Source organism: Bacteroides sp. AF25-38AC, from assembly GCF_003602995.1.
In the GTDB taxonomy this organism is placed as follows: Bacteria; Bacteroidota; Bacteroidia; order Bacteroidales; family Bacteroidaceae; genus Bacteroides; species Bacteroides uniformis.
Genome location: NZ_QTMD01000011.1, coordinates 90893 through 116840, shown reverse-complemented (window position 1 = coordinate 116840; position 25948 = coordinate 90893). Strand labels below are relative to the sequence as shown.

The window sequence follows — 25948 nt, the reverse complement described above, 5'->3', positions numbered from 1 at the left end:
TGTAAATGAAAAAATAAAGAATATGAACTTGAGGCGGTATATGTTATTTGCCGTACTGCTTCTGTATTGTCTCTCTTTCAGTTAGGCGCAAACCTAAGCCTTGAAAGTGGCAGGTATAGTGACGGACAACCTAAATGAACAGATGATTGGTGTAAGTATTCTGGAGAAAGGCACTACTAACGCTTGTATTACCAATATTGACGGTGATTACTTTTTGAATGTGAAGAATACTGGTAAGTTAATGGAACGTGAAGCTGTATAGTTATATGTTAAGGCTCCCAAGAGTGGTATGGGCAAGCCTGCCAAGGAGTTGAAGGCCTTCGGCAAAACTGCCTTGCTCCAGTCGGGCGAGAGCCAGGCACTGATTCTGACTTGGAACGTGATGGGCATGGCTTCCTTCAACGATAAAATCAATGCTTGGGAATTGGCAAAAGGTGAATACAAGTGGATGGTAGCTGCCTCCTTTGCAGACATACGTTGTATCGTCACCCAAAAGGTTGCCAAAGCACGAAAGGATAAGGCAAACGATGCAATGAAGTTGCTGTTGTCTTGAATGAGGTTAGAGCTAGCGGTAAGTATAAACTTTATGATGGAAATTATGAGGATATCTTGACCTACAAGGCTGAGTATAATTGTGAAAGTATGCTCGAAAGTAACCGTATTTTTGATGCAAGTAATTCCATGGATGAGTTCAGTTTCTTTGAGGTGATGAATCATTGGCGCACTGATAAGTTGGATATGTCTGGCTCTAACAATCAGTTTAATGGTACCGGATGGGGATTTATGGTTCCTCAGAAAAAGTTGTATGATGCATTTGTTCAGGAAGAGGGTGTAGATGGTTATCGGTTGAATCAGACAATGAAAACCTATGACCAAATTTCTCAATTAGGTGTCAAGGTTGCCAAAGGGCAGAGTTTGATTAATGAAGGTTATTTCATGTGGAAGCGTCGCTTCTCGAATGTAGAATCTCCTGCTGGGTTCTGGTGTTCATATAATAACTATCGTTGGATGCGTTATGCTGAAGTCTTGTTACTGGCGGCTGAAGCAAACCTGAAGGATGGCAATCAATCTGAAGCTGATGCTTGCTTGAATGAGGTGCGTCAGCGTGCAAGATTGGATGCCAAGACAGCTACCCTGGATGCCATTAAATTGGAAAAGAGACTGGAACTCTGTTCTGAATATACCCGTTATCAGGATATTATCCGTTGGAAAGATGCGGAGGCTTTGCTTAAGGATCAGGGTGAAAGAACACCTATCTTGTCAAATAAGGCAGGAAAAGATGAGCCGGATAATGTAGCGGTAGAATACATTCAGTATAACAAGGATAAAACGCGTTATGGTTTCAAGGAAAGACATTATTTGTTGCCTATTCCGGCAAAGGAAATCCGCTTGAATCCGAATATGGAACAAAATGCAGGTTGGTAAAGCGCATAAAGAATCAAAATCTAACTTCGTCATCTGATGCAGATAGACAAAATTAGATTTTTCTAACTGATTAATTGTTTGTAGAAGAAGTCCCCCGTGGAAATCATCTAATTGTACGGGGGCTTCTTTTGTGGCTTTTTAAATATAATATATATGAGAAGATTGTCAATTACTTTATTTTCACTCTGTCTGGCATCTGCCTTGACTGCACAGACGACCGGTTCGAATCAGTCAGTCAGACTGCGTGCCGATAATATCGACGAAGTAGTCAGTGCCATGACCCTCGAAGAGAAGGTACACCTCGTTATCGGTTGTGGAATGTCGATGGGAAGTGATACCAAGTTTCCCGGAACAGCGGGACGTACTTACGACATTCCCCGACTGGGTATCCCTTCCGCCTATCTTGCCGACGGACCGCACCGGTTGGCGATGGCTGCCAAGCGGGAATTCGACAGCCGTACTTATCATGCTACGGAATTTCCTTCCAGCACCACGGTGGCAGCAACTTTCAATCCGGATGCAGCCCACAAGGTGGGACGTACTTTGGGTACGGAGGTGAAGGATTATGGTTTGGATGTGTTGCTGGCACCGGGTGTCAACCTGATGCGAAATGTGCTCTGCGGACGTAACCATGAATATTATTCGGAAGATCCGGTGCTGACCGGCAAAATGGCTGCTGCTTATATCAACGGAATCCAGAGCCGGGGGACAGGTACCTGCCTGAAACACTTTGCCGTAAACAACCAGGAGACCAACCGCAATAACAACGACTCTCGCCTGACACAGCGCCCCTTGCGCGAGCTGTATTTGAAGTGCTTTGAGATTGCTGTCAAAGAGTCTCAGCCCTGGAGCGTGATGACCGCCTACAATAAGGTGAACGGCAAATATACCTGCGAGGACCGCGAACTGACAGAGGACATCCTCCGCGACGAATGGGGATTCAAGGGACTGGTGATGTCCGACTGGAATGCCGGAAAAGATGCCGTGACCTCCATCGTAGCAGGAAACGATATGCTTCAACCGGGGCAGGACCGCCAGTATAAAGCTATTTTGAAAGCCGTAGAGAGTGGTACACTGGATTTGGCACTCCTCGACCGCAGCGTGAAGCGTGTGCTGGAGTTTGTGGTCAAGAGCCATACCTTTGCCGGCTACGAGTATCCCAATAAAACCGACTTGGAGGCTCATGCGCAAGTAGACCGTGAGATAGGTGCGGAAGGTATCGTGCTGCTGGATAACAAGCAGGCGCTACCCATGGCTGCCGGCATCAAAAAAGTGGCCCTTTATGGAACTACTTCCTATGACATGGTTCCTGCCGGCATGGGCTTTGGCAGTACGGGCATCGGTTATTACACGGTTTCTATGGTAGAAGGTTTGCGCAATGCGGGCTACACCGTGGACAAAGAATTGCTGAACCGCTACAAGAAGCATATGGCCGACGAGCAGAAACGGCTCTTTCCTCACGGAAAACCGCCTTTCGCCTTTACTCCGCTGCCCCGTGCCGAGGAGTTCCTGCCCACTGCCGAGGAACTGGCTGCACAAGTGAAGGCCAACGACATTGCCGTGCTTACGCTGGGGCGTGTCAGTGGCGAGGGCTGTGACCGCCGTGTGGAAGATTTCCTCCTGAAGGAGAACGAATTGGCTCTGATTAAGCAAGTGTCTGCCGCTTATCGTGCTGCAGGCAAGAAACTGGTGGTGGTTCTCAACATCTGCAGCCCGGTGGAGACTGCTTCTTGGAAGGGACTGGCAGATGCAGTGGTTTGTGCCTTCCAGCCGGGACAAGAGGTGGGTAATTGTATCACGGACATCCTGACCGGAAAGGTGAATCCTTCGGGCAAGTTACCCATGACGTTTGCCGTGAAATATGGCGATGCGCCGTCGGATGCTAACTTCCCTTTTGATTACGAGTTCAAGATGCCGTCGTTTGCTATGGGTACCGGCATGAACTTCAAGTCCGAAAAGAAAGAGGAGAAACCGAAGGAACCGGAGAAAAATGTGGATTTCACCAACTATGAAGAGGGAATCTATGTGGGTTATCGCTATTTCGACACTTTCGGTAAAGAGGTTTCCTATCCGTTCGGTCATGGTTTGAGCTATACTGCTTTTGACTATGCGGTAGAGAACGCCAAAATGGATGCCGACCGCTGTGAGTTGAAAGTGAGCGTGAAGAACATCGGCAAGGTGGCAGGGCGTGAAGCTGTACAACTCTATGTGAAAGCTCCGAATGGGGGACTTGACAAGCCTGCCAAGGAGTTGAAGGCCTTCGGCAAAACTGCCTTGCTCCAGCCGGGCGAGAGCCAGACACTGATTCTGACTTGGAACGTGATGGACATGGCTTCCTTTAATGAGAAAAACAGCTCTTGGGAGTTGGCTAAGGGTGAATATCAGTGGATGGTTGCCGCATCTTCGGCCGATGTGCGTTGCACAGCGGTACAGAGGGTGACAAAGGCACGCAAGCAGAAAGTGCATGATGCCATGCGGGCGCAAGTGCCTGTGGCTGTGTATCCGATGGTGAAGAGATGAGGGGGATATGCGTGAAAAAACTGATATATATCAATTAGTTTTAGAGTGGAAAACGCTTATTTTGTAGTACATTTTTAAATCGATACCATGAAAAGATTGATACTCTCTCTTTTAGCCGTCTGCTTGCTGTGGATGGCAAATGCACAAAATCCTGCATGGGGACCGCAAAGCAAGGTAGTGACCGACAGCATCTACAGCCAGGTATTGAAAGCACACCGTGCCTACACCATCTATCTGCCGCAAAGCTATAGCAATGAAACGGATAGGAAATATCCTATCCTCTATTTGCTGCACGGCATGTCGGGGGTGAATACCAGTTGGTTTACAGACCAACGTGTGAAGGACGTGATGGACCAGTTGGTGGCATCGGGCGAGGCTTGCGAGATGATTATCGTCAGCCCTAATGCCGGAGGCAATCCGGCTACTTGCTGGAACGGCTACTTCAACATGCCGGGCTGGGCTTACGAAGATTTCTTCTATAAGGAGTTCCTTCCTTATATAGAGAAGACTTACCGGGTGAAAGGTGATAAGCGGCATCGTGCCATTGCCGGACTTTCTATGGGCGGAGGTGGAACGGCAAGCTATGCACAGCGCTATCCGGATATGTATTGTGCTGCTTATGCTATGAGTGCTTTGATGAACATCCCCGTTAGTGGTGAGGAGGTGGGAAGAGACCCCGACCCCACAAACAAGATGGCTGTACTGACGCGTTCTGTGCAGGAGCATAGTTGCATCAGGTATGTGGCTGAGGCAGATGTTGCGCGTAAGGCACAGCTTCGTACTGTACAGTGGTTTGTGGATTGCGGAGACGATGACTTTCTGCTGGACCGTAATATAGAGTTTTTCCAGGCGATGCGTAATGCCGGTATCCCTTGCCAGTTCCGTGTGCGGGATGGCGGACATACCAGCGAATATTGGCATTCGGCACTTTATATGTGCCTGCCTTTTGTAAGTCGCTGCTTTGCTAAATAACAAGAAGCTAATTCATTTAATATAAGAAATTATGAAAAGATTATTAAGTTTGGCAGCGATGCTGCTGGTCTGCTGTGTCACCCTTTTTGCACAGCAAGCTCTTTGGGGAGGTGCGGCAGTTGTCTCTCCTGATATTCATGACGACAACACGGTTATTTTTCGCTTGAAAGCTCCTAAGGCTGTAAGGGTGCAGATTACCGGTGATTTTCTGCCTCCACAAACTATTAAGACTCCTCGTGGCGATTATGATGCACCGGGCATTGCCGATTTGACAGAGGGGAAGGATGGCGTTTGGGAATTTACTACTCCCGAACCATTGAAGCCGGAACTTTATGGATACTCCTTTATTGTGGACGGATTGAGAATGATGGACCCGAGCAATGTTTACATGATTCGGGATGTGGCTACCGTGACCAATGTATTTATCATCGGTGGTGACCGTGCCGATTTGTATAAAGTGAATAAGGTACCCCATGGAACGGTAAGTCGCATGTGGTACAATAGTCCTTCGCTGGGAATGGACCGCCGTCTGACGATTTACACTCCGGCTGGTTATGAAACCAGCGGCAAGCGTTATCCGGTATTTTATCTGCTTCATGGTGCAGGTGGTGATGAGGAAGCTTGGATTGCTCTTGGCCGTACTTCGCAGATATTGGATAATCTCATTGCACAAGGCAAGGCTAAACCTATGATTGTGGTGATGACTAACGGCAATGCTTGGCAAGATGCTGCTGCAGGTGAATCTCCCAAGGGTTTTGTTGCCCCCTCCATGCGTCCCGACGAAAGAGCGAAGGTGGCGGAAGGTGCTTTTGAACTCTCGTTCCCCGAAATCGTGAAGTTCGTGGAGAAGAATTTCCGCACTCTTGCCAATAAGAAGAACCGTGCCATTGCCGGGCTTTCTATGGGTAGTTTCCACTCTTGCAATATTTCCAAGTATTACCCGGACATGTTCGACTATGTAGGTCTTTTCTCCGGTGCAAGTACCGGAAACGATAAATCGACTTGTCCGGTCTATACCGACTTCGAAGGTAAGCTGAAGACTCAGTTTGCCAAGAAACCGGCTCTTTACTTCATCGCATGCGGCAAGACGGACTTTGTTTATAAAGGTGTGGCCGATTTTCGCAAGTTGCTTGACGACAATGGTTATAAGTACGAGTATCTTGAAACGGGCGAGGGACATATCTGGAGGAACTGGCGAATCTATCTGACGGAGTTCGCGCCGAAGTTGTTCAAATAAGAGGATTTGGTATAACTAATTTAATAACAAAATAACATACGTATCATGAAAAGAATTTCTATTTTGTCAGCTCTGTTGCTGATGTGTGCGATGACTTTCGCGCAACAAGCTCTCTGGGGAGGCGCTCCCGTGGTCTCACCTGAGATACACGACAACAATACAGTAACTTTCCGCTTGAAGGCGCCGAAAGCCGTAAAGGTGCAAGTAACTGGCGACTTCCTGCCTACGCAGAAAATCAAGACTCCTTTTGGTGAGTTTGATGGTCCGGGTGTGGCAGATTTGAAAGAGAACAAGGACGGTGTGTGGGAATTCACTACTCCCGAACCGCTGAAACCAGAACTCTACAGCTACACTTTCCTGGTAGACGGACTGAAGATTAACGACCCTGCCAACGTCTATATGATTCGAGACGTGGCAAGCGTGACGAATGTATTCATCATCGGTGGTGACGAGCGCATCGATCTCTACAAAGTGAATAAGGTTCCTCATGGAACGGTATCTAAGGTATGGTACAACAGCCCTACGCTGGGTATGGACCGCCGCCTGACTGTCTATACGCCTGCCGGATATGAGACAAGCGGCAAGCGCTACCCCGTCTTCTACCTGCTACACGGCATGGGTGGCGACGAGAACGCATGGAGCGAACTGGGACGTACGGCACAGATTCTGGATAACCTCATCGCCCAAGGCAAGGCCAAGCCGATGATTGTAGTAATGACCAACGGTAACGCTGCGTTGGAGGCTGCTCCGGGTGAATCGTCACTGGGTTTTGCCGCTCCCAGCATGAATCTGCCCAAGACGATGGAAGGCTCTTTCGAGACTGCTTTCCCCGACGTGGTGAAGTTCATTGATAAGACTTACCGTACGCAGGCCAACAAGCAGGGTCGTGCCATTGCCGGATTGTCTATGGGCGGTTACCACTCCATGCACATCTCCAAGCAATATCCGGATATGTTCGACTATGTAGGTCTGTTCTCGGCAGCCATCATGCCCAACAAAGATGTGAAGTCTCCGATTTATGACAACCTTGAAGCCAAACTGAAAACCCAGTTTGCCAAGAAACCGGCACTCTATTACATTGCTATCGGTAATAAAGACTTCTTGTTCCAAGCCAACAGCGACTACCGCAAGATGTTGGACGAGAAGGGTTACAAATATGAATATTATGAAACCGGAGAAGGTCATATCTGGAAGAACTGGCGTATTTACCTGACAGAATTCGCACCGAAGATATTTAAATAAGATTATGAAGAAGAATATCATATCCATGGCAGCAGCAATGGCTGTTTTGTCAGCTTGCGGACCGGGTGTGCCGCAGCTTGGAAAGTCCTCTCTGGATGAGGTGATTGGCGCCATGACCTTGGAAGAAAAGGCGCATCTGGTAGTGGGTACCGGTATGGCAGGTTTCTCGGGTGACAGTGCCGTAATCGGTGCAACGAGAAAGCTAGTGCCGGGTGCGGCAGGAACCACATACCCGATTGAACGCCTCGGCATTCCCGCTGTGGTGCTGGCTGATGGTCCCGCCGGACTGCGTATCGACCCCAAGCGTGAGGGGGATTCGGCTACGTACTATTGTACTCATTTCCCTATCGGAACTTTGCTCGCCTCTACCTGGGACCAGGAACTGGTGGAAAGTGTAGGTCAGTCCATCGGTAACGAAGTGCTGGAATACGGTGCGGACGTGCTGTTGGCTCCGGCGCTGAACATTCACCGTAACCCGCTTTGCGGACGTAACTTCGAGTATTATTCTGAAGACCCGTTGGTGTCGGGTAAGATTGCCGCCGCCTACGTACGTGGTGTGCAGAGCAACGGTGTGGGTACCAGTATCAAGCACTTTGCTGTGAACAACCAGGAAACCAACCGTATGGCTACGGATGCGCATGTATCTCCACGCGCCTTGCGCGAAATCTACTTGAAAGGGTTCGAGATTGCCGTGAAGGAATCCGCTCCTTGGACTGTGATGTCCTCATACAACTACCTGAACGGTGTCTACACTTCGGAAAACAAGGAGTTGCAGACAACCATGTTGCGCGACGAATGGGGCTTCAAAGGCATGGTGATGACCGACTGGTTTGGCGGCAAGGATGCCGTGGCACAGATGGTGGCAGGCAACGACATGTTGCAGCCCGGTCTGCCCAAGCAGTACGAAGCCATCGTGAAGGGTGTGCAGGACGGAGCGTTAGATGAAGCCATCCTCAATCAGAATGTGAAGCGTATTCTGGAGATGATTCTCCAGACTCCCCACTTCAAGGGATATAAATACTCCAACAAGCCTGATTTGAAGGCGCATGCTGCCGTTACTCGCCAGTCGGCAACGGAAGGTATGGTATTGCTGAAGAACGATAACGGTGCTCTGCCGCTGGCTGCCGACGTGAAGAACGTGGCACTCTTCGGTTGCACTTCCTACGATTTCATTGCAGGCGGTACAGGTTCGGGCAACGTGAACCGCGCTTATACCGTTTCGCTATTGGACGGCTTGAAGAATGCCGGCTATGTGGTGGATGAAGCGCTGAAGAATAGCTATGAAGCTTACCTGAAAACCGAGAAAGAACGTCTGTCCAAAGATAAGAAAGAGTGGTTCATGCCCGATACCCGTCCGGCTGAGATGGCTGTTTCCGCACAAGTCATCCGCGAGCAGGCTGCCAAGGCCGATGTGGCACTGGTGACGCTGGGACGTACCTCCGGTGAGTTCCTTGACCGTATGGTAGCCGACTTCAACCTCACCAAAGAGGAACAGAACATGTTGAAAGCTGTGTCCGATGCTTTCCACGCTGCCGGAAAGAAGGTAGTGGTAGTGCTCAATATCGGTGGTGTGATTGAAACTGCTTCTTGGAAATCTGCTCCCGATGCCATTCTTTGTGCATGGCAGGCAGGCCAGGAGGGAGGAAACAGTGTGGCTGACGTGCTGAGTGGCAAGGCTTCTCCTTCGGGCAAGCTGACAATGACTTTCCCGGTGAAGTTTGAAGATGCCGCTTCTTCCGACAACTTCCCGATAGACATGCGTGTGAGCACCGACCTCATGAACAAAGGCGGGAAGAAGAACGACGTGAAGAACGTGGACTATACCAATTACGAAGAGGACATTTACGTGGGTTACCGTTACTTCGACACCTTTGGCAAGCAGGTTTCCTATCCTTTCGGTTACGGTCTTTCCTATACCACTTTTGCTTACGACAAGGCTGCTGTCAAGGCAGACAACGGTGTCTATACCGTGTCTGTAGAAGTGAAGAACACCGGTAAGGTAGCAGGCAAGGAAGTGGTTCAGCTTTATGTATCCGCTCCCGATGTTGCTGCCAACAAGCCCGAAAAGGAACTGAAGGCTTTTGCCAAGACCAAGGAGCTGAAACCGGGCGAAGCGGTTGTGGTGACGCTGAAAGTGAATGCTGATGACCTGGCTTCCTACGATGAGGCTGCATCGGCATGGGTGGTAACTCCCGGAAACTACAAGTTCCTCGTCGGGGCTTCCTCACGCGACATCAAGGCTACGCTGGAGGCTGAAGTAGCTGCCGCAACGCAGAAGACGAACAACATCCTGAAACTTCAGGAACCGATGAGCCTCTTGAAGAGATGAGAGTAGGATTGTCTGAAAAAATAACAAATCATACCCTAAAAAACATCCTGTTGTACCCTTTGGTATGGCAGGATGTTCTTATCTTTGTGCCTCGTATAAACAGATAGTGCAACTATTATAAACCAATATCACAACCATGAGTAAAAAGTTAATCTTATCTTTAGCCCTATCAGGGTTAGTACTTACTTCTACGGCGCAGACCACTGTTGCGCCTGCCATTCCAAGAGACGAGAAAATAGAACAGCAGATTGAGACTTTGCTGAAGAAGATGACGCTTGACGAGAAAGTCGGTCAGATGTGCGAACTCACCATAGACCTCCTGCAGAAACGCGCCAATCCTTTTGCCGGTCTCAATCCGAAAGATATAACTGTAGATGATTTGAAGAAAATCGTCAAGAGGTATAAGTTAGAGAAAGAGTTCAAGCTGGGTAAGGAGATGCCTTCGCAAGAAGTGATGATGCAGCTCTATATGCGTATCCAGGGTATTGAGAATGCCAAGGGCTTCCAGTTGGACGAGGCGATGCTCGACTCTGTCATCGGAAAATACAAAGTAGGCTCCATCTTGAACGTGCCTAACGGTGTGGCACAAAGCGTGGAGAAGTGGCAGGAAATCATCAAACGCATTCAGGAGAAATCCATGGAGGTGATGGGTATTCCTTGTGTGTACGGTGTAGACCAGATACACGGAACTACCTATACGCTGGGTGGTACTTTCTTCCCGCAAGGCGTCAATATGGGAGCTACCTTCAACCGTGAACTGACACGTGAAGGTGCACGCATCTCCGCTTATGAAACAAAGGCGGGAAGCATTCCCTGGACGTATGCCCCGGTGACCGACCTCGGACGTGACCCGCGCTGGCCTCGTATGTGGGAAAATTATGGTGAAGACGCCTACGTCAATGCCGAAATGGGACGTGAAGCAGTTATCGGTTTCCAGGGCGAGAACCCCAACCTGATTGGCGAGAACAACGTTGCCGCTTGTATGAAGCACTATATGGGTTATGGTGTTCCCGTTTCCGGTAAGGACCGTACGCCGTCTTCCATCACCGAGCAGGATATGCGTGAGAAGCATTTCGCTCCTTATCTGGAAATGGTGAAAGCAGGTGCCCTCTCCGTGATGGTGAACTCCGCCATGAACAACGGTCTGCCTTTCCATGCCAACTATGAGCTGCTGACCAAGTGGCTGAAAGAAGACCTCAACTGGGACGGTATGATTGTGACTGACTGGGCGGACATCAACAACCTTTATAGCCGCGACCACATAGCCAAGGATAAGAAGGAAGCCATCAAGCTCGCCATCAATGCCGGCATCGACATGTCGATGGACCCGTACGACTGGAAGTTCTGCACACTCCTGAAGGAGCTGGTGGAAGAAGGCGAAGTCCCCATGAGCCGCATTGACGATGCGGTGCGCCGCGTATTGCGCCTGAAGTACCGCCTCAATCTGTTTGAGAAACCCTATTATGATTTGAAAGACTTCCCGCTGTTCGGCAGTGCGGAACATGCCGCCGCCGCACTCCAGGCTGCCGAAGAGTCTTTGGTACTCCTGAAGAACACAGACGGCATACTGCCGCTGGCAAAAGGCAAGAAACTGCTGGTTACCGGTCCGAATGCCAACTCCATGCGTTGCCTCAACGGCGGCTGGTCCTACTCTTGGCAGGGTGACAAGGCAGACGAGCATGCAGGCCAATATAATACCATCCTCGAGGCTTTCACCAATAAATTCGGTGCGGACAACATCATCTACGAAGCCGGTGTCACTTATAAGCAAGGTGGCAACTGGTGGGAAGAGAATGCTCCTGAGATAGAGAAAGCCGTAGCTGCCGCTGCCGGTGCCGACTACATCGTTGCCTGCATCGGTGAGAACTCTTACTGCGAGACTCCGGGTAACCTGACGAACCTCTTCCTCTCACAGAACCAGCTCGACCTGGTGAAGGCTCTTGCCAAGACCGGCAAGCCCGTCATTCTGGTGCTGAACGAGGGCCGTCCACGCCTGATAGCCGACATCGAGCCTTTGGCAAAGGCTGTGGTCAACACCATGCTTCCGGGCAACTACGGCGGCGATGCGTTGGCAAACCTCATTGCCGGCGACGCCAACTTCAGCGGAAAGATGCCTTTCACTTATCCGAAGGAAATCAACTCGCTGATTACGTACGACTACAAACCGTGCGAACACATCGGCAAGCAGATGGAAGGCGCTTATAACTACGACGCGCAGGTGTCCGTACAGTGGGCGTTCGGCTACGGTTTGAGCTATACCACCTTTGCGTACAGCAACCTCAAGGTGGATAAGTCGGACTTTACCGCTGATGATGTGCTTACTTTCACCGTTGATGTGAAGAATACCGGTGACCGTGTCGGCAAGGAGAGCGTGTTGCTCTTCAGCAGTGACCTCGTTGCCTCCCTTACTCCCGATACCCGCCGTCTTCGCGCTTTCGAGAAAGTGGAACTGAAACCGGGCGAGACAAAGACCGTGACTCTGAAACTGAAAGGCTCCGACCTTGCTTTCGTAGGCTATGATGGCAAGTGGATTCTGGAGAAAGGTGACTTCCGCATCCAGACGGGTGACCAGACTGTGAACGTGGTTTGTACGGATACCAAGAAGTGGGAGACTCCGAATAAGTGATACGACAAGGTCTTTTAGACCTTTAGAACCATAGTAAAAGGGCCGATAGCATGAAACAAGCTATCGGCCTTTTATTTTTCCGCGTTGTCTTTCAACAGTATCTTTTTTCCGCTTGTACCTCCTTACTTCTTTTCCTGAAACAATAGAGATTGTACGCATGAGATGTATATCTCATGTTGTTCGAGATGTGCATCTCGTTGTGCTTGACATGTGCATCTCATGCAGTATGGAACGTGATAATTCATTTCATAAAGTATAAGCTTCTGTCTCATAAGATTATATGTTTTACACTTTTTCTTGAAGTGTTGAAAGGGCGTGTCTGTAATATAATTCTCGTTTGAACCGTTAAATCAATCTTTTTTTCTCTAATATTTTGTAGTCGAACAGATTATTTATATCTTTGCAAGCGAAAACGGATGAAAGGTGGAGGGGCGATTAAGCTCCTCTTTTTTGTTCCTAATGGTTAATCTATGATAGAAAAGAAAACTGTTTGTCAGATTGTTGACGAGTGGCTGGCAGGAAAGGACTACTTCCTTGTGGAGGTGACAATCAGCCCGGATGACAAGATTTTGGTGGAAATAGACCACAAAGAAGGTGTTTGGATTGAGGACTGTGTAGAGCTGAGCCGCTACATCGAGTCCAAGTTGAACCGTGAGGATGAGGATTATGAGTTGGAAGTCGGTTCGGCCGGCATCGGACAGCCCTTCAAGGTACTGCAGCAGTACATTAACCACATCGGCAAGGAAGTGGAAGTGCTGGCAAAGGACGGCCGCAAGCTCAGCGGCGTGTTGAAGGAAGCCGACGAACAGCATTTCGTCGTGACCATTCAGAAGAAAGTGAAAGAGGAAGGTGCCAAGCGTCCCAAGCTGGTGGACGAGGACTTGACCTTTACGTATGAAGAGATAAAATACACTAAATACTTAATCAGTTTTAAATAAGACTATGGCCAAAAAAGTAGAAACTGTCAGCTTGATAGATACATTTTCGGAATTTAAGGAACTGAAGAATATCGACAGAACCACGATGGTAAGCGTACTCGAGGAGTCGTTCCGTAGTGTGATTGCGAAAATGTTCGGTACCGATGAGAATTACGACGTAATTGTAAACCCGGACAAGGGTGACTTCGAAATATGGCGTAACCGTGAGGTAGTGGCAGACGAGGATTTGGAAAACCCGAACCTGCAGATCGCATTGTCCGAAGCACAAAAGATTGATGCTTCTTATGAAGTGGGCGAGGAAGTGACGGATGAAGTTATCTTCGCGAACTTCGGTCGCCGTGCCATCTTGAACTTGCGCCAGACGCTGGCCTCCAAGATATTGGAACTGGAGAAAGATAGTATTTACAACAAATACATTGATAAAGTGGGTACCATCATCAATGCGGAAGTCTACCAGATTTGGAAGAAAGAGATGCTGCTGCTCGATGATGAAGGCAACGAATTGTTGCTGCCCAAGACCGAACAGATACCGAGTGACTTCTACCGCAAGGGCGAGACCGCCCGCGCCGTAGTTGCACGTGTGGACAACAAGAATAATAATCCGAAGATTATCCTGAGCCGTACGTCGCCCGTCTTCCTGCAACGTCTGTTCGAAATGGAAGTACCCGAAATCAATGACGGACTGATTACCATCAAGAAGATTGCCCGCATCCCCGGCGAGCGTGCCAAGATTGCCGTTGAGAGCTACGATGACCGTATCGACCCGGTAGGTGCCTGCGTGGGTGTGAAGGGTAGCCGTATTCATGGTATTGTCCGCGAGCTTCGCAACGAGAATATCGACGTTATCAACTATACGTCCAATATCCAGTTGTTTATACAGCGTGCCTTGAGCCCTGCCAAAATTTCTTCCATCCGCTTGAACGAGGAAGAACGCAAGGCTGAAGTGTTCTTGAAACCCGAAGAGGTGTCGCTGGCTATCGGTAAAGGCGGTTTGAATATCAAGCTTGCCAGTATGTTGACTGAGTACACCATCGACGTGTTCCGTGAGTTGGATGAGGCCATAGAGGATGAAGACATCTACTTGGACGAATTCCGTGATGAAATAGACGGTTGGGTTATCGATGCCATCAAGGCTATCGGTATCGATACGGCTAAGGCTGTGTTGAACGCTCCCCGTGAGATGTTGATTGAGAAGACGGACCTCGAAGAAGAGACGGTGGACGAGGTATTGCGCATTTTGAAACAGGAGTTTGAAGAGGAGGAGCAGTAATGTGGTAATGTGGGTAATATGCTAATGTGCCAATGCAGATAGCATATCGGATGAAGTGCACACTCCTTTTTTCTCAGCCAATTAGCACATTAGCATATTGGCACATTAATTCATTAAATTAGTATGACGATAAGGTTAAACAAAGTAACAAGAGATTTAAATGTAGGGATTACGACGGCTGTCGAGTTCCTGCAAAAGAAGGGATTTACCGTTGAGGCAAATCCGAACACAAAAATTACGGATGAACAGTTCGAACTGCTCAAAAAGGAGTTTAGTACAGATAAGGACCTTAAGATAAAGTCGGAGCGTTTCAGCCAGGAACGTCAGAGCAAGGACCGCAACAAGGTGTCCGTGTCTATTGACGGCTATAGGGAAACGCAGGAGAAAGCGAAGCCCGAGGAGATTAAGACGGTTGTTCCGGAAGACGCACGTCCGAAGTTCAAGCCGGTAGGCAAGATTGATTTGGACAAACTGAACCGTAGACCTGCTCCTGCTCAGGAAAAAGAGAAAGAAGCGGAAAAAGCGGTAGAGGAGAAGAAGGTGGAGGAACCGGCAGTTGTAGAAACGCCGAAACCGGAACCTGCTCCTGCTCCCCAACCGGAACCACAGTCGCAACCGGAGGTACAGCCGGCATCTGAGCCCGAGCCGCAGCCCGTTTCGGAACCGCAGCCACAACCCGTTGTCAAGGAAGAGCCTGCTCCGGTTGTAGAGGCTCAACAAGAATCTAAAAAGGAAGAAATGATAGAAGCGCCTGCTCCCGCACCGGCAGCTGAAGAAGCACCGGTTGAAAAAGAGGGGAAAGAAGAAGGAGAAGAAATCTTCAAGATACATCAGCCTGAGTTTGTTTCGAAGATTAATGTTATCGGACAGATAGACTTGGCGGCCCTGAACCAATCCACACGCCCAAAGAAGAAATCGAAAGAGGAGAAACGCAAGGAGCGTGAAGAGAAGGAAAAGATTCGTCAGGATCAGAAGAAGCAGATGAAGGAAGCTATCATCAAGGAAATCCGCCGTGATGACAGCAAGTTGAAGGATACCGCTGCCGGCGATGCCAACGGCAAGAAGAAACGTGTCCGTATCAATAAGGAGAAAGTGGACATCAACAATGCTTCCAACTTCCAGCGTGGTGGCAACGACCGTGGACACGCAGGTGCCCAGCAAGGTCAGGGTGCCCGCCCGCAAGGTGGAAACCAGCCTGGTGGAAACAATGCCAATAATAACCGCAACCGCAATAAGGACCGCTTCAAGAAGCCGGTCATCAAGCAGGAGGTTAGCGAGGAAGATGTAGCAAAGCAGGTAAAGGAAACTTTGGCACGCCTCACTTCCAAAGGAAAGAACAAAGGTGCCAAGTATCGTAAGGAAAAACGTGACATGGCTTCCAGCCGTATGCAGGAATTGGAAGACATGGAAATGGCAGAAAGCAAGGTACTGAAGATTACGGAATTCGTGACGGCCAACGAGTTGGCAAGCATGATGGATGTTTCTGTTACTCAGGTCATCGCCACTTGTATGAGCATTGGTATGATGGTATCCATCAACCAGCGTCTGGATGCCGAGACCATCAACTTGGTGGCTGAGGAATTCGGCTTCAAGACAGAATATGTAAGCGCAGAAGTGGCGCAGGCCATCGTAGAGGAAGAGGATGATGAGGAAGATTTGGAACCTCGCGCTCCGATTGTAACGGTGATGGGTCACGTAGACCACGGTAAGACTTCATTGCTCGACTATATCCGTAAGGCGAATGTGATTGCCGGTGAAGCGGGTGGTATCACACAGCACATCGGTGCCTACCACGTGTCGCTGGACGACGGACGTAAGATTACATTCCTCGATACTCCGGGCCACGAGGCGTTTACCGCCATGCGTGCCCGTGGTGCCAAAGCTACGGATATTGCCATCATCATTGTGGCTGCTGACGACAACGTGATGCCGCAGACAAAGGAAGCCATCAACCATGCCATGGCTGCGGGTGTTCCTATTGTATTTGCAATCAATAAGATTGATAAACCGACTGCCAACCCCGACAAGATTAAGGAAGAGCTGGCTGCCATGAACTTCTTGGTGGAAGAGTGGGGCGGTAAGTATCAGTCGCAAGATATCTCTGCCAAAAAGGGTATCGGTGTACCCGAGTTGATGGAGAAAGTGCTGCTCGAAGCAGAAATGCTGGAGCTGAAAGCAAACCCGAACCGCCGTGCTACCGGTTCCATTATCGAGTCCTCATTGGATAAGGGTCGTGGCTATGTGGCTACGGTACTCGTTTCCAACGGTACCTTGAAAATGGGCGACATCGTGCTGGCGGGTACCAGCTACGGTAAGGTGAAGGCTATGTTCAATGAGCGTAACCAACGCATGCAGGAGGCTGGTCCTTCTACACCTGCCCTGATATTGGGCTTGAACGGTGCACCTGCTGCTGGCGACACGTTCCACGTAATCGAAACGGAGCAGGAAGCACGCGAGATTGCCAACAAACGCGAACAGTTGCAGCGTGAACAAGGTTTGCGTACGCAGAAGATGCTGACGCTCGACGAAGTGGGCCGCCGTCTGGCGCTGGGTGACTTCCATGAGCTGAACGTGATTGTGAAGGGTGACGTGGACGGTTCTGTGGAAGCGTTGAGCGACTCTTTAATCAAGCTGTCTACGGAGCAGGTGCAGGTAAACGTAATCCACAAGGGTGTCGGTCAGATTTCCGAATCGGATGTCTCGCTGGCTGCCGCTTCGGATGCGATTATCGTCGGTTTCCAGGTACGTCCTTCGGGTGCTGCCGCCAAGATGGCAGAGCAGGAGGGTGTGGATATCCGCAAGTACTCCGTCATCTACGATGCCATCGAAGAGGTGAAGGCTGCCATGGAAGGTATGCTGGCACCGACATTGAAGGAGCAGATAACGGCAACCATCGAGGTGCGCGAAGTGTTCAACATCACGAAGGTGGGACTGGTGGCAGGTGCCATGGTCAAGACCGGAAAGGTGAAACGCAGCGACAAGGCCCGTTTGATACGCGACGGTATCGTAATCTTTACGGGTGCCATCAATGCCCTGAAGCGCTTCAAGGACGACGTGAAGGAGGTAGGTACCAATTTCGAGTGCGGTATCAGCCTGACAAACTGCAACGACATCAAGGTGGGCGATATTATCGAATCTTACGAAGAAATAGAAGTGAAGCAAACATTATAATTGAATAATGTGCAAATATGCTAATGTGCCAATTGGCTGCGCGTACAGAAAATGCCGCAGGGCAATTGGCACATTTTGCATATTAGTTATTTGCTCATTGACCCATTAGCATATTGGCACATTAGCATATTGTCACATTGGTACATTAATTTTATGGCAATTATAGATATCATCATATTGGCTGCTTTCGGCTTGGGCGCAATCATCGGCTTCATGAAAGGTTTCGTGAAGCAATTGGCCTCTCTGCTGGGGCTGATTGTCGGTCTGCTGGCGGCAAGGGCTTTGTATGCCTCGTTGGCAGTGAAGCTGTGCCCCACGTTGACAGACTCTATGACAGTGGCGCAAGTACTGGCATTTGTCCTCATCTGGCTGGCTGTTCCTTTGCTCTTCTCCCTGGTGGCTTCTCTGCTGACCCGGGCAATGGAGGCCGTCTCGCTGGGCTGGCTCAATCATTGGTTGGGGGCTGGTCTAGGGGCTTTGAAGTACCTCCTGCTGACGAGCCTGCTGATTGGTGTCATCGAATTTATAGACGGAGACAATACGCTGATTAGCAAAACAAAAAAGAAAGAATCAGTGTTATATTATCCTATGGAAGAGTTTGCCGGGATATTCTTTCCCGCGGCAAAGGCGGTTACGGAGCAGATTGTAAACGGAGACTTTGACTGATACCGTGAACCGTGATTTTGTAATTCATAATTTGTAATTATAGAAGTGATGCAACAAGAAGAACCCAATAAATATGTAAAGGAACTCACTCAGGAGAAGTATAAGTACGGTTTCACGACCGACGTGCATACAGACATCATTGAGCGCGGGCTGAATGAAGATGTAGTGCGGCTTATCTCTGAGAAGAAGGGAGAACCGGAATGGTTGCTGGAGTTCCGCCTGAAGGCATATCGCCACTGGCTGACATTGGAGATGCCTACATGGGCACATCTCCGCATTCCCGAAATAGATTATCAGGCCATATCCTACTATGCCGACCCTACGAAGAAGAAGGAAGGACCGAAAAGTATGGATGAGGTGGACCCTGAGTTGATAAAGACTTTCAATAAGCTGGGCATTCCGCTGGAAGAGCAGATGGCGTTAAGCGGTATGGCTGTGGATGCCGTTATGGACTCGGTGTCTGTAAAGACTACCTTCAAGGAGACGCTGATGGAGAAAGGAATCATCTTCTGCTCATTCAGCGAGGCTGTACGCGAGCATCCCGACTTGGTACAGAAATATCTCGGTTCGGTGGTGCCTTATCGTGACAACTTCTTTGCGGCACTGAACTCGGCGGTGTTCTCCGACGGTTCTTTTGTCTATATCCCGAAGGGGGTACGCTGTCCGATGGAGTTGTCCACCTATTTCCGCATCAATGCCCGCAATACGGGGCAGTTCGAAAGAACCTTGATTGTGGCGGATGATGATTCGTACGTTTCTTATCTGGAAGGGTGTACGGCTCCGATGCGTGACGAGAACCAGTTGCACGCGGCCATTGTGGAAATTGTGGTGCACGACCGTGCAGAAGTGAAATACAGCACCGTGCAGAACTGGTATCCCGGTGATGCCGAGGGCCGGGGTGGTGTCTATAACTTTGTGACGAAGCGTGGCCATTGTAAAGGGGTGGACAGTAAACTGTCTTGGACACAAGTGGAAACAGGTTCGGCCATTACCTGGAAGTATCCGTCTTGCATCCTTTCCGGCGACAATTCGACAGCGGAGTTCTATAGTGTGGCAGTAACCAATAACCATCAGCAGGCAGACACGGGAACAAAGATGATTCATCTGGGCAAGAATACCCGGAGCACCATTGTGAGCAAAGGCATTTCTGCCGGAAAGAGCGAAAACTCTTACCGCGGCTTGGTGCGCGTGGCACAGAAAGCGGACAATGCTCGTAATTACAGCCAGTGCGACTCCTTGCTACTTGGTGACAAATGCGGCGCGCATACTTTCCCCTACATGGATATTCACAATGAAACGGCCATCGTGGAGCATGAGGCCACTACCAGCAAAATCAGTGAGGACCAGATATTCTACTGCAATCAGCGCGGTATTTCTACGGAAGATGCCGTGGGGCTGATTGTGAACGGTTATGCCAAAGAAGTTTTGAATAAACTTCCGATGGAGTTTGCCGTAGAAGCGCAGAAATTGCTTGCCATTTCGCTGGAAGGAAGCGTGGGGTGATTTATAAATAGTAAATTGTAAATAGTCAAATAGTAAATATAAAGATGTTAGAGATAAAAGACCTGCATGCCAGCATCAATGGCAAAGAAATATTGAAAGGCATCAACTTGACCATACGTGATGGAGAAGTACATGCACTGATGGGACAGAACGGTGCTGGTAAAAGTACGTTGAGTAATGTGTTGGTTGGCCATCCTGCTTACGAAGTGACGCGCGGCTCAATTACCTTTAATGGCAAGGACTTGCTTGCCATGAGTCCTGAGGACCGTGCACATGAAGGAATCTTTCTTTCTTTCCAGGCTCCGGTAGAGATTCCGGGCGTGTCGATGGTGAACTTCATGCGTGCGGCTGTGAATGAGCAACGCAAGTACCGCCATCTGCCTGCTTTGTCGGCCAGTGAGTTCCTGAAGCTGATGCGCGAGAAGCGTGCCATTGTGGAGTTGGACAACAAGCTGGCCAACCGTAGCGTGAACGAAGGTTTCAGCGGCGGTGAAAAGAAGCGTAACGAGATATTCCAGATGGCGATGTTGGAACCGACTTTTGCTATTTTGGACGAGACGGATTCCGGATTGGATGTGGATGCTTTGCGTATTGTGGCCGACGGTTTCAACAAACTCAAGACTGCGGAAACCAGTGCTATGGTCATTACCCACTACCAGCGGTTGTTGGACTATATCAAACCCGATACGGTACATGTACTGCTGGGTGGACGTATCGTAAAGACCGGTGGACCGGAATTGGCGAAGGAGATTGAAACACGTGGCTTCGATTGGATAAGGAAAGAAGCAGGTGAATTATAAACTCATAATCTGAAAACATGAGTGTAGAGCAACAATACATAGACCTTTTCTCCCAAACGGAGGCGATGATATGCCGGCATAGTGCCGAGGTGCTGAATGCGCCGCGTGCCGTTGCTTTTGCTGACTTTGAGCGCTTGGGCTTTCCCACCCGTAAGGAGGAGAAATACAAATATACGGATATCAGCAAGTTCTTTGAGCCGGATTATGGCTTGAACTTGAACCGGTTGGAAATTCCGGTGAACCCTTATGAAGTGTTCAAGTGCGATGTTCCCAATATGAGCACTGCTCTTTATTTTGTGGTGAACGATGCTTTTTATGGCAGGGCTTTGCCCAAGTCCCATCTGCCTGAAGGGGTTATCTTCGGCAGCCTGAAGGAGGTGGCCGGGAAACATCCCGATTTGGTGAAGAAATATTATGGCAAGTTGGCTGATACGGCAGAGGATGGGGTGACGGCGTTCAACACCGCTTTTGCACAAGACGGCGTTCTGTTTTATGTTCCTAAGAACGTGGTGGTAGAGAAACCTATTCAGCTGGTGAATATCCTGCGTGGTGACGTCAATTTTATGGTGAACCGCCGTGTGCTGATTATTCTGGAGGAGGGTGCACAAGCCCGCTTGTTGGTGTGTGATCATGCGATGGACGGCGTGAACTTCCTGGCAACGCAGGTGATAGAAATCTTTGCCGGTGAGAATGCCATTTTCGATTTTTATGAACTCGAAGAGACACACACCAGTACGGTACGTATCAGCAATATGTATGTAAAGCAGGAAGCCAATAGTAATGTATTGCTGAATGGTATGACCTTGCACAACGGAACTACACGGAATACAACCCGTGTGACGCTTGTCGGTGAACATGCGGAGCTGAATCTGTGCGGTATGGCCATTGCAGACAAGAATCAGCATGTGGACAATCATACGACAATCGACCATGCCGTGCCCAACTGTACCAGCAATGAGCTTTATAAGTATGTCCTTGACGAGCAGGCTGTAGGTGCCTTTGCCGGTCTGGTTTTAGTGCGCCCTGACGCACAGCACACCAGTTCGCAACAGACCAACCGCAATCTTTGTGCCACCCGAGATGCACATATGTACACCCAGCCTCAGCTGGAGATTTATGCAGATGACGTGAAGTGCAGTCACGGCGCTACGGTGGGGCAGCTCGATGAAAGCGCTCTCTTCTATATGCGGCAGCGTGGTATCCCGGTGCGCGAGGCGCGCCTGTTGCTGATGTTCGCTTTTGTCAACGAAGTTATCGACACCATCCGTTTGGATGCTTTGAAAGACCGTCTGCATCTGCTGGTAGAGAAGCGTTTCCGGGGGGAACTGAACAAATGCCAGGGGTGCGCCATCTGCAAGTGATAGCTTATAATTTCGATTCATTATGAACAACGATATAAATAAGAGTAGTATCTTGGCTCCCCTCCCTATGGGAGAGGGGCTGGGGGAGAGGCTTCGAGCTGATTTCCCTATCCTTTCCCGTGAGGTATATGGCAAGCCGTTGGTCTATCTGGACAACGGCGCGACTACGCAGAAACCTCGCCAGGTAGTAAATGCCATTACGGACGAATATTATTCGGTGAATGCCAATGTGCATCGCGGAGTGCACTTCCTGTCGCAGCAGGCTACAGAGCTGCACGAGGCCTCGCGTGAGACGGTGAGACGTTTCATCAATGCTCGCAGCACGAATGAGATTGTCTTCACCCGTGGTACGACGGAGAGTATCAACCTGCTTGTCTCCAGCTTTGGTGAGGAATTTATGCAGGAGGGGGATGAGGTGATTCTTTCTGTGATGGAACACCATAGCAACATTGTTCCCTGGCAGCTGCTTGCCGCCAAGCGTGGAATTACCATCAAGGTGATTCCGATGAATGACAAGGGCGAACTCTTATTGGACGAATATAGGCAGTTGTTCTCCGAACGTACCAGGATTGTCAGTGTGGCGCATGTTTCCAATGTGCTGGGTACGGTCAATCCCGTCAAGGAGATGATTGCTTTTGCCCATGAGCAGGGTGTTCCGGTGCTTGTGGACGGTGCCCAGTCCATTCCCCACATGCCGGTAGATGTGCAGGATCTGGATGCCGATTTCTTCGTTTTCTCTGCGCACAAGGTGTATGGTCCTACGGGGGTAGGGGTGCTTTATGGTAAAGAGGAGTGGCTGGATAGAATACCTCCCTATCAGGGCGGTGGAGAGATGATTCAGCATGTATCTTTTGAAAAGACTACCTTCAATGAATTGCCCTTCAAGTTTGAAGCCGGTACGCCGGATTATATCGGTACTACCGGACTTGCCAAAGCTTTGGACTACGTTTCGCTGGTTGGGATGGACAAGATTGCCGCCTATGAACACGAATTGACCCAGTATGCCATGCAACGGCTGAAAGAGATTCCCGGTATGCGTATCTTCGGCGAGGCAGAAGACAAGGGTAGTGTCATATCGTTTCTGGTAGGTGATATCCATCATTTTGATATGGGTACATTGCTCGACCGTCTTGGCATTGCCGTACGCACGGGACATCACTGTGCCCAACCATTGATGCAGCGTCTTGGCATCGAAGGAACAGTGCGTGCATCTTTCGGGCTTTACAATACCCGGGAGGAGATAGATGTGCTGGTGGCAGGTATAGTTCGTGTCAGCCGGATGTTCTGACCAAAGCAAAGCTTTGCAACCTTTCTTTCATTCCTTGCGTCTAATATGTCAACAACTAAAAAAATGAATTATGTTAGTAACAACAACCCCGACTATTGAGGGTGGACGTATCACCCGCTATTATGGCATCGTTTCCGGTGAAACGATTATCGGTGCCAATGTATTCCGCGATTTCTTTGCCAGCATCCGCGACGTGGTGGGTGGGCGAAGTGGCTCTTATGAAGAAGTGCTGCGCGAAGCTAAAGATATAGCCTTGTGCGAGATGCAAGAACATGCCCGTGCTATGGGTGCCAATGCCGTGATTGGTGTAGACTTGGACTATGAAACGGTAGGAGGCAGTGGCAGCATGTTGATGGTTACGGCATGCGGTACGGCTGTAACGGTGGAATAAGTTCGCTCTACTATATTACAACATAGGAAGATATAAGAAATGGCAACCCTGTGAATGGTTGCCATTTTCTTTATAAGGAGTATCTTTTATCGGTTATTTGTACCAATCCTTATAATCTGTTCCATTGGAATTGACCCAATCCATAAAATGTTCAAAGCTCTTGTCTATCGGGTGGGTTTCAGGAGTATTGAAGTTTGTGGCTCCACTTAGATGAATGGCAAAAGGATAGTTGCCATTGGCTACATAATAGCTTGTCGGTACAGAGGACAAATCCTCTTCGGTATGGAATAGAGCCATGTCTGCCTTTTCAGTAGGAGGATAGTTGACCAAATGCACTTCGATGCGTGATTCTTTCAATTCGTCATGTACCATGATGAATGGATTATAAGGGGGAATTCCAAGCGTTTCGTGTGATAGTGGAGTCTTGAAGGTGTTCTTTATCTTATATGTAGCGGTTTTTGTATTTCTCTCTGTTACATCGAGCGCACTTAGAAATACATTGACGGTAGCTTTGGAAAGGTCTGTATCCAGTCCTTGTCCGTTGAAAGTTGTGGGGGCTTCCAATATTTCAGTTGACATATTGCTGCGTTCTGTATTCAGTTGGTAAGCGAAACCATTTTTGAAAGTGGCACCGGACCAAAGCAACTCATAGGTGTCTTCTGTAGAAAGGACCTGATTGGCATCATTGAAGTTCAATACGGACTGGTATTTTACAATAACATCATTCAAGTCATAGTCACCCTTTCTGGGCCAATTATCTTCGAAAGCGATGATTCCTTTGTATTCCAGACTGTATTTCTTATCCTCGTTGCCACCGTCAGGTTTGATATCAGGAATATCCGGATTGATGATGGCTTCGATGGGGTTGGACCATACGTTGAATTGTATATCATTATAGTCTTGGTCTGTCCAATCTTCAAAGGACAATACGACAAAATCATCGATGCGGAATGCAGCTGTATGTGTACGGCCGTCCCCATTCAGCTTTGTAGTAGAGTAGAAAGGCTTATTGTTTCCGCCATAGAAGCTGTCATTCAATAGGAACCATCCGATTTTTACTCCATTGGGAAATACGGTGCCTTGGTCCACTCCGTCGGGGTCTATGTAATGAAGCTTTACACTTTCACCGCCTTGTAGTCCGGAAGCCTTTTTATTATAATAATTATCCATCAGAGTGTTTGGAAAAACAATGCATTTGGGGGCTTTTTTAATTTCACTTAAAGATGCGTCTGCCCTATAGCAATAATAGCCAAAGGCGCTCGCTGCACCGCTGGTTCCTCCAATTATCCGGATGGATACTTCCGCATTGCGCCCTTCCGGATCATTGATTTCAAAATCTATGGCTTGTCGGTATTGCTTAGGGCATGTGCCTCCTTCCTTCAAGGTCGTATTGATGATTGTCAATACATCACCGGGAATTGTGATTTTGTTGTCTGTGTCTAAATAATGAGGATATCCTTTGGAGCTCCATGTTCCTAATACATGGTATCCTTTGGGTGCCTGCCATCCCTCCGCCCGTGTTTGCGGATTATCATCGGTGGAATCCCATTTGATGTCGGCAGTAATGGCATCTCCTGCAATAACTGTTTTGAAGAGGGTGGGGACCCCTATATAAGAAGTATAGATATATGCTTCGTCCCCATGGTCCGAATTGATGATTTCCTTGCCGCTATATGCACCGTTACCGTCTGTCATGCGTCTGATGACCGGTTCCAGGTCTGTGCGTTTTATAATCTGGCCATCTTTGTCAATCGTGAACGGGTCTTCAAGATAGATTTCAAAAAGTACTTTATAGCCTTCGGGGACATCATACTTTACGTTTACTTGGATGGAAGATGTCGTAGAAAAATCAAAAGAGTTGGGAGTCTTCTCATCGTCTTTTCCATTATCGGGATTGTAGACGTCATGTTCGCATCCTATGGATAGGAATGCCAGCATAATGCTGCATAATGTCCAAGCCAGCATCTTGCATGTCAGGTTAGAATAGATTGGTTTCATAATGCCTTTGTTTTTAGCTTGTTTACTTGTTGCAAAGGTATTATAAAAGTTGTAATATATATCTATATGTGCTCTATTCTTCTCATTAAATACAAAAAATAGGTAAAAAAGGGTACTGCTTGTTGTTTTATTCGCCAGTATAAATACATGCTTGCTTGGATTTCTTTTCTTTTTCATTTGCTTATTTCGTTTCAAATCAATATTTTTAGGC

17 protein-coding genes and 1 pseudogene are annotated in these 25948 nt (G+C 48.8%); 17 read left to right on the top strand and 1 reads right to left on the bottom strand.

Annotated elements, in window-relative coordinates:
• Window positions 1-214: 214 nt before the first annotated feature.
• From DWY55_RS22325 to DWY55_RS09595, 17 genes and pseudogenes are all read left to right on the top strand, one after another.
• Window positions 215-553: pseudogene (locus tag DWY55_RS22325) on the top strand (fibronectin type III-like domain-contianing protein); the annotation flags it as partial.
• 89 nt (window positions 554-642) lie between these two features.
• Complete coding sequence (locus DWY55_RS09670; RefSeq protein ID WP_230373587.1) at window positions 643-1425, top strand: RagB/SusD family nutrient uptake outer membrane protein; 783 nt, start codon at window positions 643-645, stop codon at window positions 1423-1425.
• Window positions 1426-1578: 153 nt separating this feature from the next.
• On the top strand, window positions 1579-3945 hold the full coding sequence (locus tag DWY55_RS09665; protein WP_117878267.1) for a glycoside hydrolase family 3 C-terminal domain-containing protein: 2367 nt from the start codon (window positions 1579-1581) through the stop codon (window positions 3943-3945).
• 87 nt (window positions 3946-4032) lie between these two features.
• Window positions 4033-4917 (top strand): alpha/beta hydrolase, encoded by an 885-nt coding sequence (locus DWY55_RS09660; protein ID WP_008661995.1) that lies wholly within the window; start codon window positions 4033-4035, stop codon window positions 4915-4917.
• Between the two features lie 31 nt (window positions 4918-4948).
• Window positions 4949-6154 (top strand): esterase, encoded by a 1206-nt coding sequence (locus DWY55_RS09655; protein WP_117878265.1) that lies wholly within the window; start codon window positions 4949-4951, stop codon window positions 6152-6154.
• 45 nt (window positions 6155-6199) lie between these two features.
• Window positions 6200-7396, top strand: coding sequence for an esterase (locus DWY55_RS09650; RefSeq protein WP_008661993.1), 1197 nt, complete (start codon window positions 6200-6202; stop codon window positions 7394-7396).
• 4 nt (window positions 7397-7400) lie between these two features.
• Window positions 7401-9725, top strand: a complete 2325-nt coding sequence (locus DWY55_RS09645) for a glycoside hydrolase family 3 C-terminal domain-containing protein (protein ID WP_008661992.1) — start codon at window positions 7401-7403, stop codon at window positions 9723-9725.
• Between the two features lie 136 nt (window positions 9726-9861).
• On the top strand, window positions 9862-12351 hold the full coding sequence (locus tag DWY55_RS09640; protein ID WP_008661991.1) for a glycoside hydrolase family 3 N-terminal domain-containing protein: 2490 nt from the start codon (window positions 9862-9864) through the stop codon (window positions 12349-12351).
• 470 nt (window positions 12352-12821) lie between these two features.
• Window positions 12822-13289: a ribosome assembly cofactor RimP gene (rimP, locus tag DWY55_RS09635; RefSeq protein WP_005824352.1), complete on the top strand. Its 468-nt coding sequence runs from the start codon at window positions 12822-12824 to the stop codon at window positions 13287-13289.
• 4 nt (window positions 13290-13293) lie between these two features.
• Window positions 13294-14559, top strand: coding sequence for a transcription termination factor NusA (gene nusA, locus DWY55_RS09630; protein WP_005824354.1), 1266 nt, complete (start codon window positions 13294-13296; stop codon window positions 14557-14559).
• Between the two features lie 123 nt (window positions 14560-14682).
• A complete protein-coding gene (infB, locus tag DWY55_RS09625) occupies window positions 14683-17730 on the top strand; it encodes a translation initiation factor IF-2 (protein ID WP_117878261.1) in 3048 nt (1015 codons plus the stop codon).
• Between the two features lie 153 nt (window positions 17731-17883).
• Entirely contained in the window at window positions 17884-18396 is a 513-nt protein-coding gene (locus tag DWY55_RS09620; protein ID WP_055288449.1) for a CvpA family protein, read from the top strand.
• Between the two features lie 48 nt (window positions 18397-18444).
• Window positions 18445-19899, top strand: a complete 1455-nt coding sequence (sufB, locus tag DWY55_RS09615) for a Fe-S cluster assembly protein SufB (RefSeq protein WP_005824359.1) — start codon at window positions 18445-18447, stop codon at window positions 19897-19899.
• Window positions 19900-19943: 44 nt separating this feature from the next.
• Window positions 19944-20699 carry a Fe-S cluster assembly ATPase SufC gene (sufC, locus tag DWY55_RS09610; RefSeq protein ID WP_005824362.1) on the top strand — a complete coding sequence of 252 codons (756 nt, stop codon included), beginning with the start codon at window positions 19944-19946 and terminating at the stop codon, window positions 20697-20699.
• 17 nt (window positions 20700-20716) lie between these two features.
• Window positions 20717-22060, top strand: coding sequence for a Fe-S cluster assembly protein SufD (gene sufD / locus DWY55_RS09605; protein ID WP_009037370.1), 1344 nt, complete (start codon window positions 20717-20719; stop codon window positions 22058-22060).
• 67 nt (window positions 22061-22127) lie between these two features.
• The gene (locus DWY55_RS09600) at window positions 22128-23348 is read left to right on the top strand and encodes a cysteine desulfurase (protein WP_050756854.1); all 1221 of its coding nucleotides are present in this window, start codon (window positions 22128-22130) and stop codon (window positions 23346-23348) included.
• A gap of 70 nt (window positions 23349-23418) precedes the next feature.
• Window positions 23419-23739, top strand: coding sequence for a heavy metal-binding domain-containing protein (locus tag DWY55_RS09595; protein ID WP_117878259.1), 321 nt, complete (start codon window positions 23419-23421; stop codon window positions 23737-23739).
• Between the two features lie 93 nt (window positions 23740-23832).
• Here the strand turns inward: DWY55_RS09595 and DWY55_RS09590 are convergent, their stop codons facing one another.
• Entirely contained in the window at window positions 23833-25914 is a 2082-nt protein-coding gene (locus DWY55_RS09590; protein ID WP_117878257.1) for an LruC domain-containing protein, read from the bottom strand.
• Window positions 25915-25948: the final 34 nt, after the last annotated feature.

Bases quoted from the DNA above. Each gene is read 5' to 3' on its own strand.
- DWY55_RS09670 (WP_230373587.1), top strand. From the start codon at position 643: ATGCTCGAAAGTAACCGTATTTTTGATGCAAGTAATTCCATGGATGAG.
- DWY55_RS09665 (WP_117878267.1), top strand. From the start codon at position 1,579: ATGAGAAGATTGTCAATTACTTTATTTTCACTCTGTCTGGCATCTGCC.
- DWY55_RS09660 (WP_008661995.1), top strand. From the start codon at position 4,033: ATGAAAAGATTGATACTCTCTCTTTTAGCCGTCTGCTTGCTGTGGATG.
- DWY55_RS09655 (WP_117878265.1), top strand. From the start codon at position 4,949: ATGAAAAGATTATTAAGTTTGGCAGCGATGCTGCTGGTCTGCTGTGTC.
- DWY55_RS09650 (WP_008661993.1), top strand. From the start codon at position 6,200: ATGAAAAGAATTTCTATTTTGTCAGCTCTGTTGCTGATGTGTGCGATG.
- DWY55_RS09645 (WP_008661992.1), top strand. From the start codon at position 7,401: ATGAAGAAGAATATCATATCCATGGCAGCAGCAATGGCTGTTTTGTCA.
- DWY55_RS09640 (WP_008661991.1), top strand. From the start codon at position 9,862: ATGAGTAAAAAGTTAATCTTATCTTTAGCCCTATCAGGGTTAGTACTT.
- rimP (WP_005824352.1), top strand. From the start codon at position 12,822: ATGATAGAAAAGAAAACTGTTTGTCAGATTGTTGACGAGTGGCTGGCA.
- nusA (WP_005824354.1), top strand. From the start codon at position 13,294: ATGGCCAAAAAAGTAGAAACTGTCAGCTTGATAGATACATTTTCGGAA.
- infB (WP_117878261.1), top strand. From the start codon at position 14,683: ATGACGATAAGGTTAAACAAAGTAACAAGAGATTTAAATGTAGGGATT.
- DWY55_RS09620 (WP_055288449.1), top strand. From the start codon at position 17,884: ATGGCAATTATAGATATCATCATATTGGCTGCTTTCGGCTTGGGCGCA.
- sufB (WP_005824359.1), top strand. From the start codon at position 18,445: ATGCAACAAGAAGAACCCAATAAATATGTAAAGGAACTCACTCAGGAG.
- sufC (WP_005824362.1), top strand. From the start codon at position 19,944: ATGTTAGAGATAAAAGACCTGCATGCCAGCATCAATGGCAAAGAAATA.
- sufD (WP_009037370.1), top strand. From the start codon at position 20,717: ATGAGTGTAGAGCAACAATACATAGACCTTTTCTCCCAAACGGAGGCG.
- DWY55_RS09600 (WP_050756854.1), top strand. From the start codon at position 22,128: ATGGGAGAGGGGCTGGGGGAGAGGCTTCGAGCTGATTTCCCTATCCTT.
- DWY55_RS09595 (WP_117878259.1), top strand. From the start codon at position 23,419: ATGTTAGTAACAACAACCCCGACTATTGAGGGTGGACGTATCACCCGC.
- DWY55_RS09590 (WP_117878257.1), bottom strand. From the start codon at position 25,914: ATGAAAAAGAAAAGAAATCCAAGCAAGCATGTATTTATACTGGCGAAT.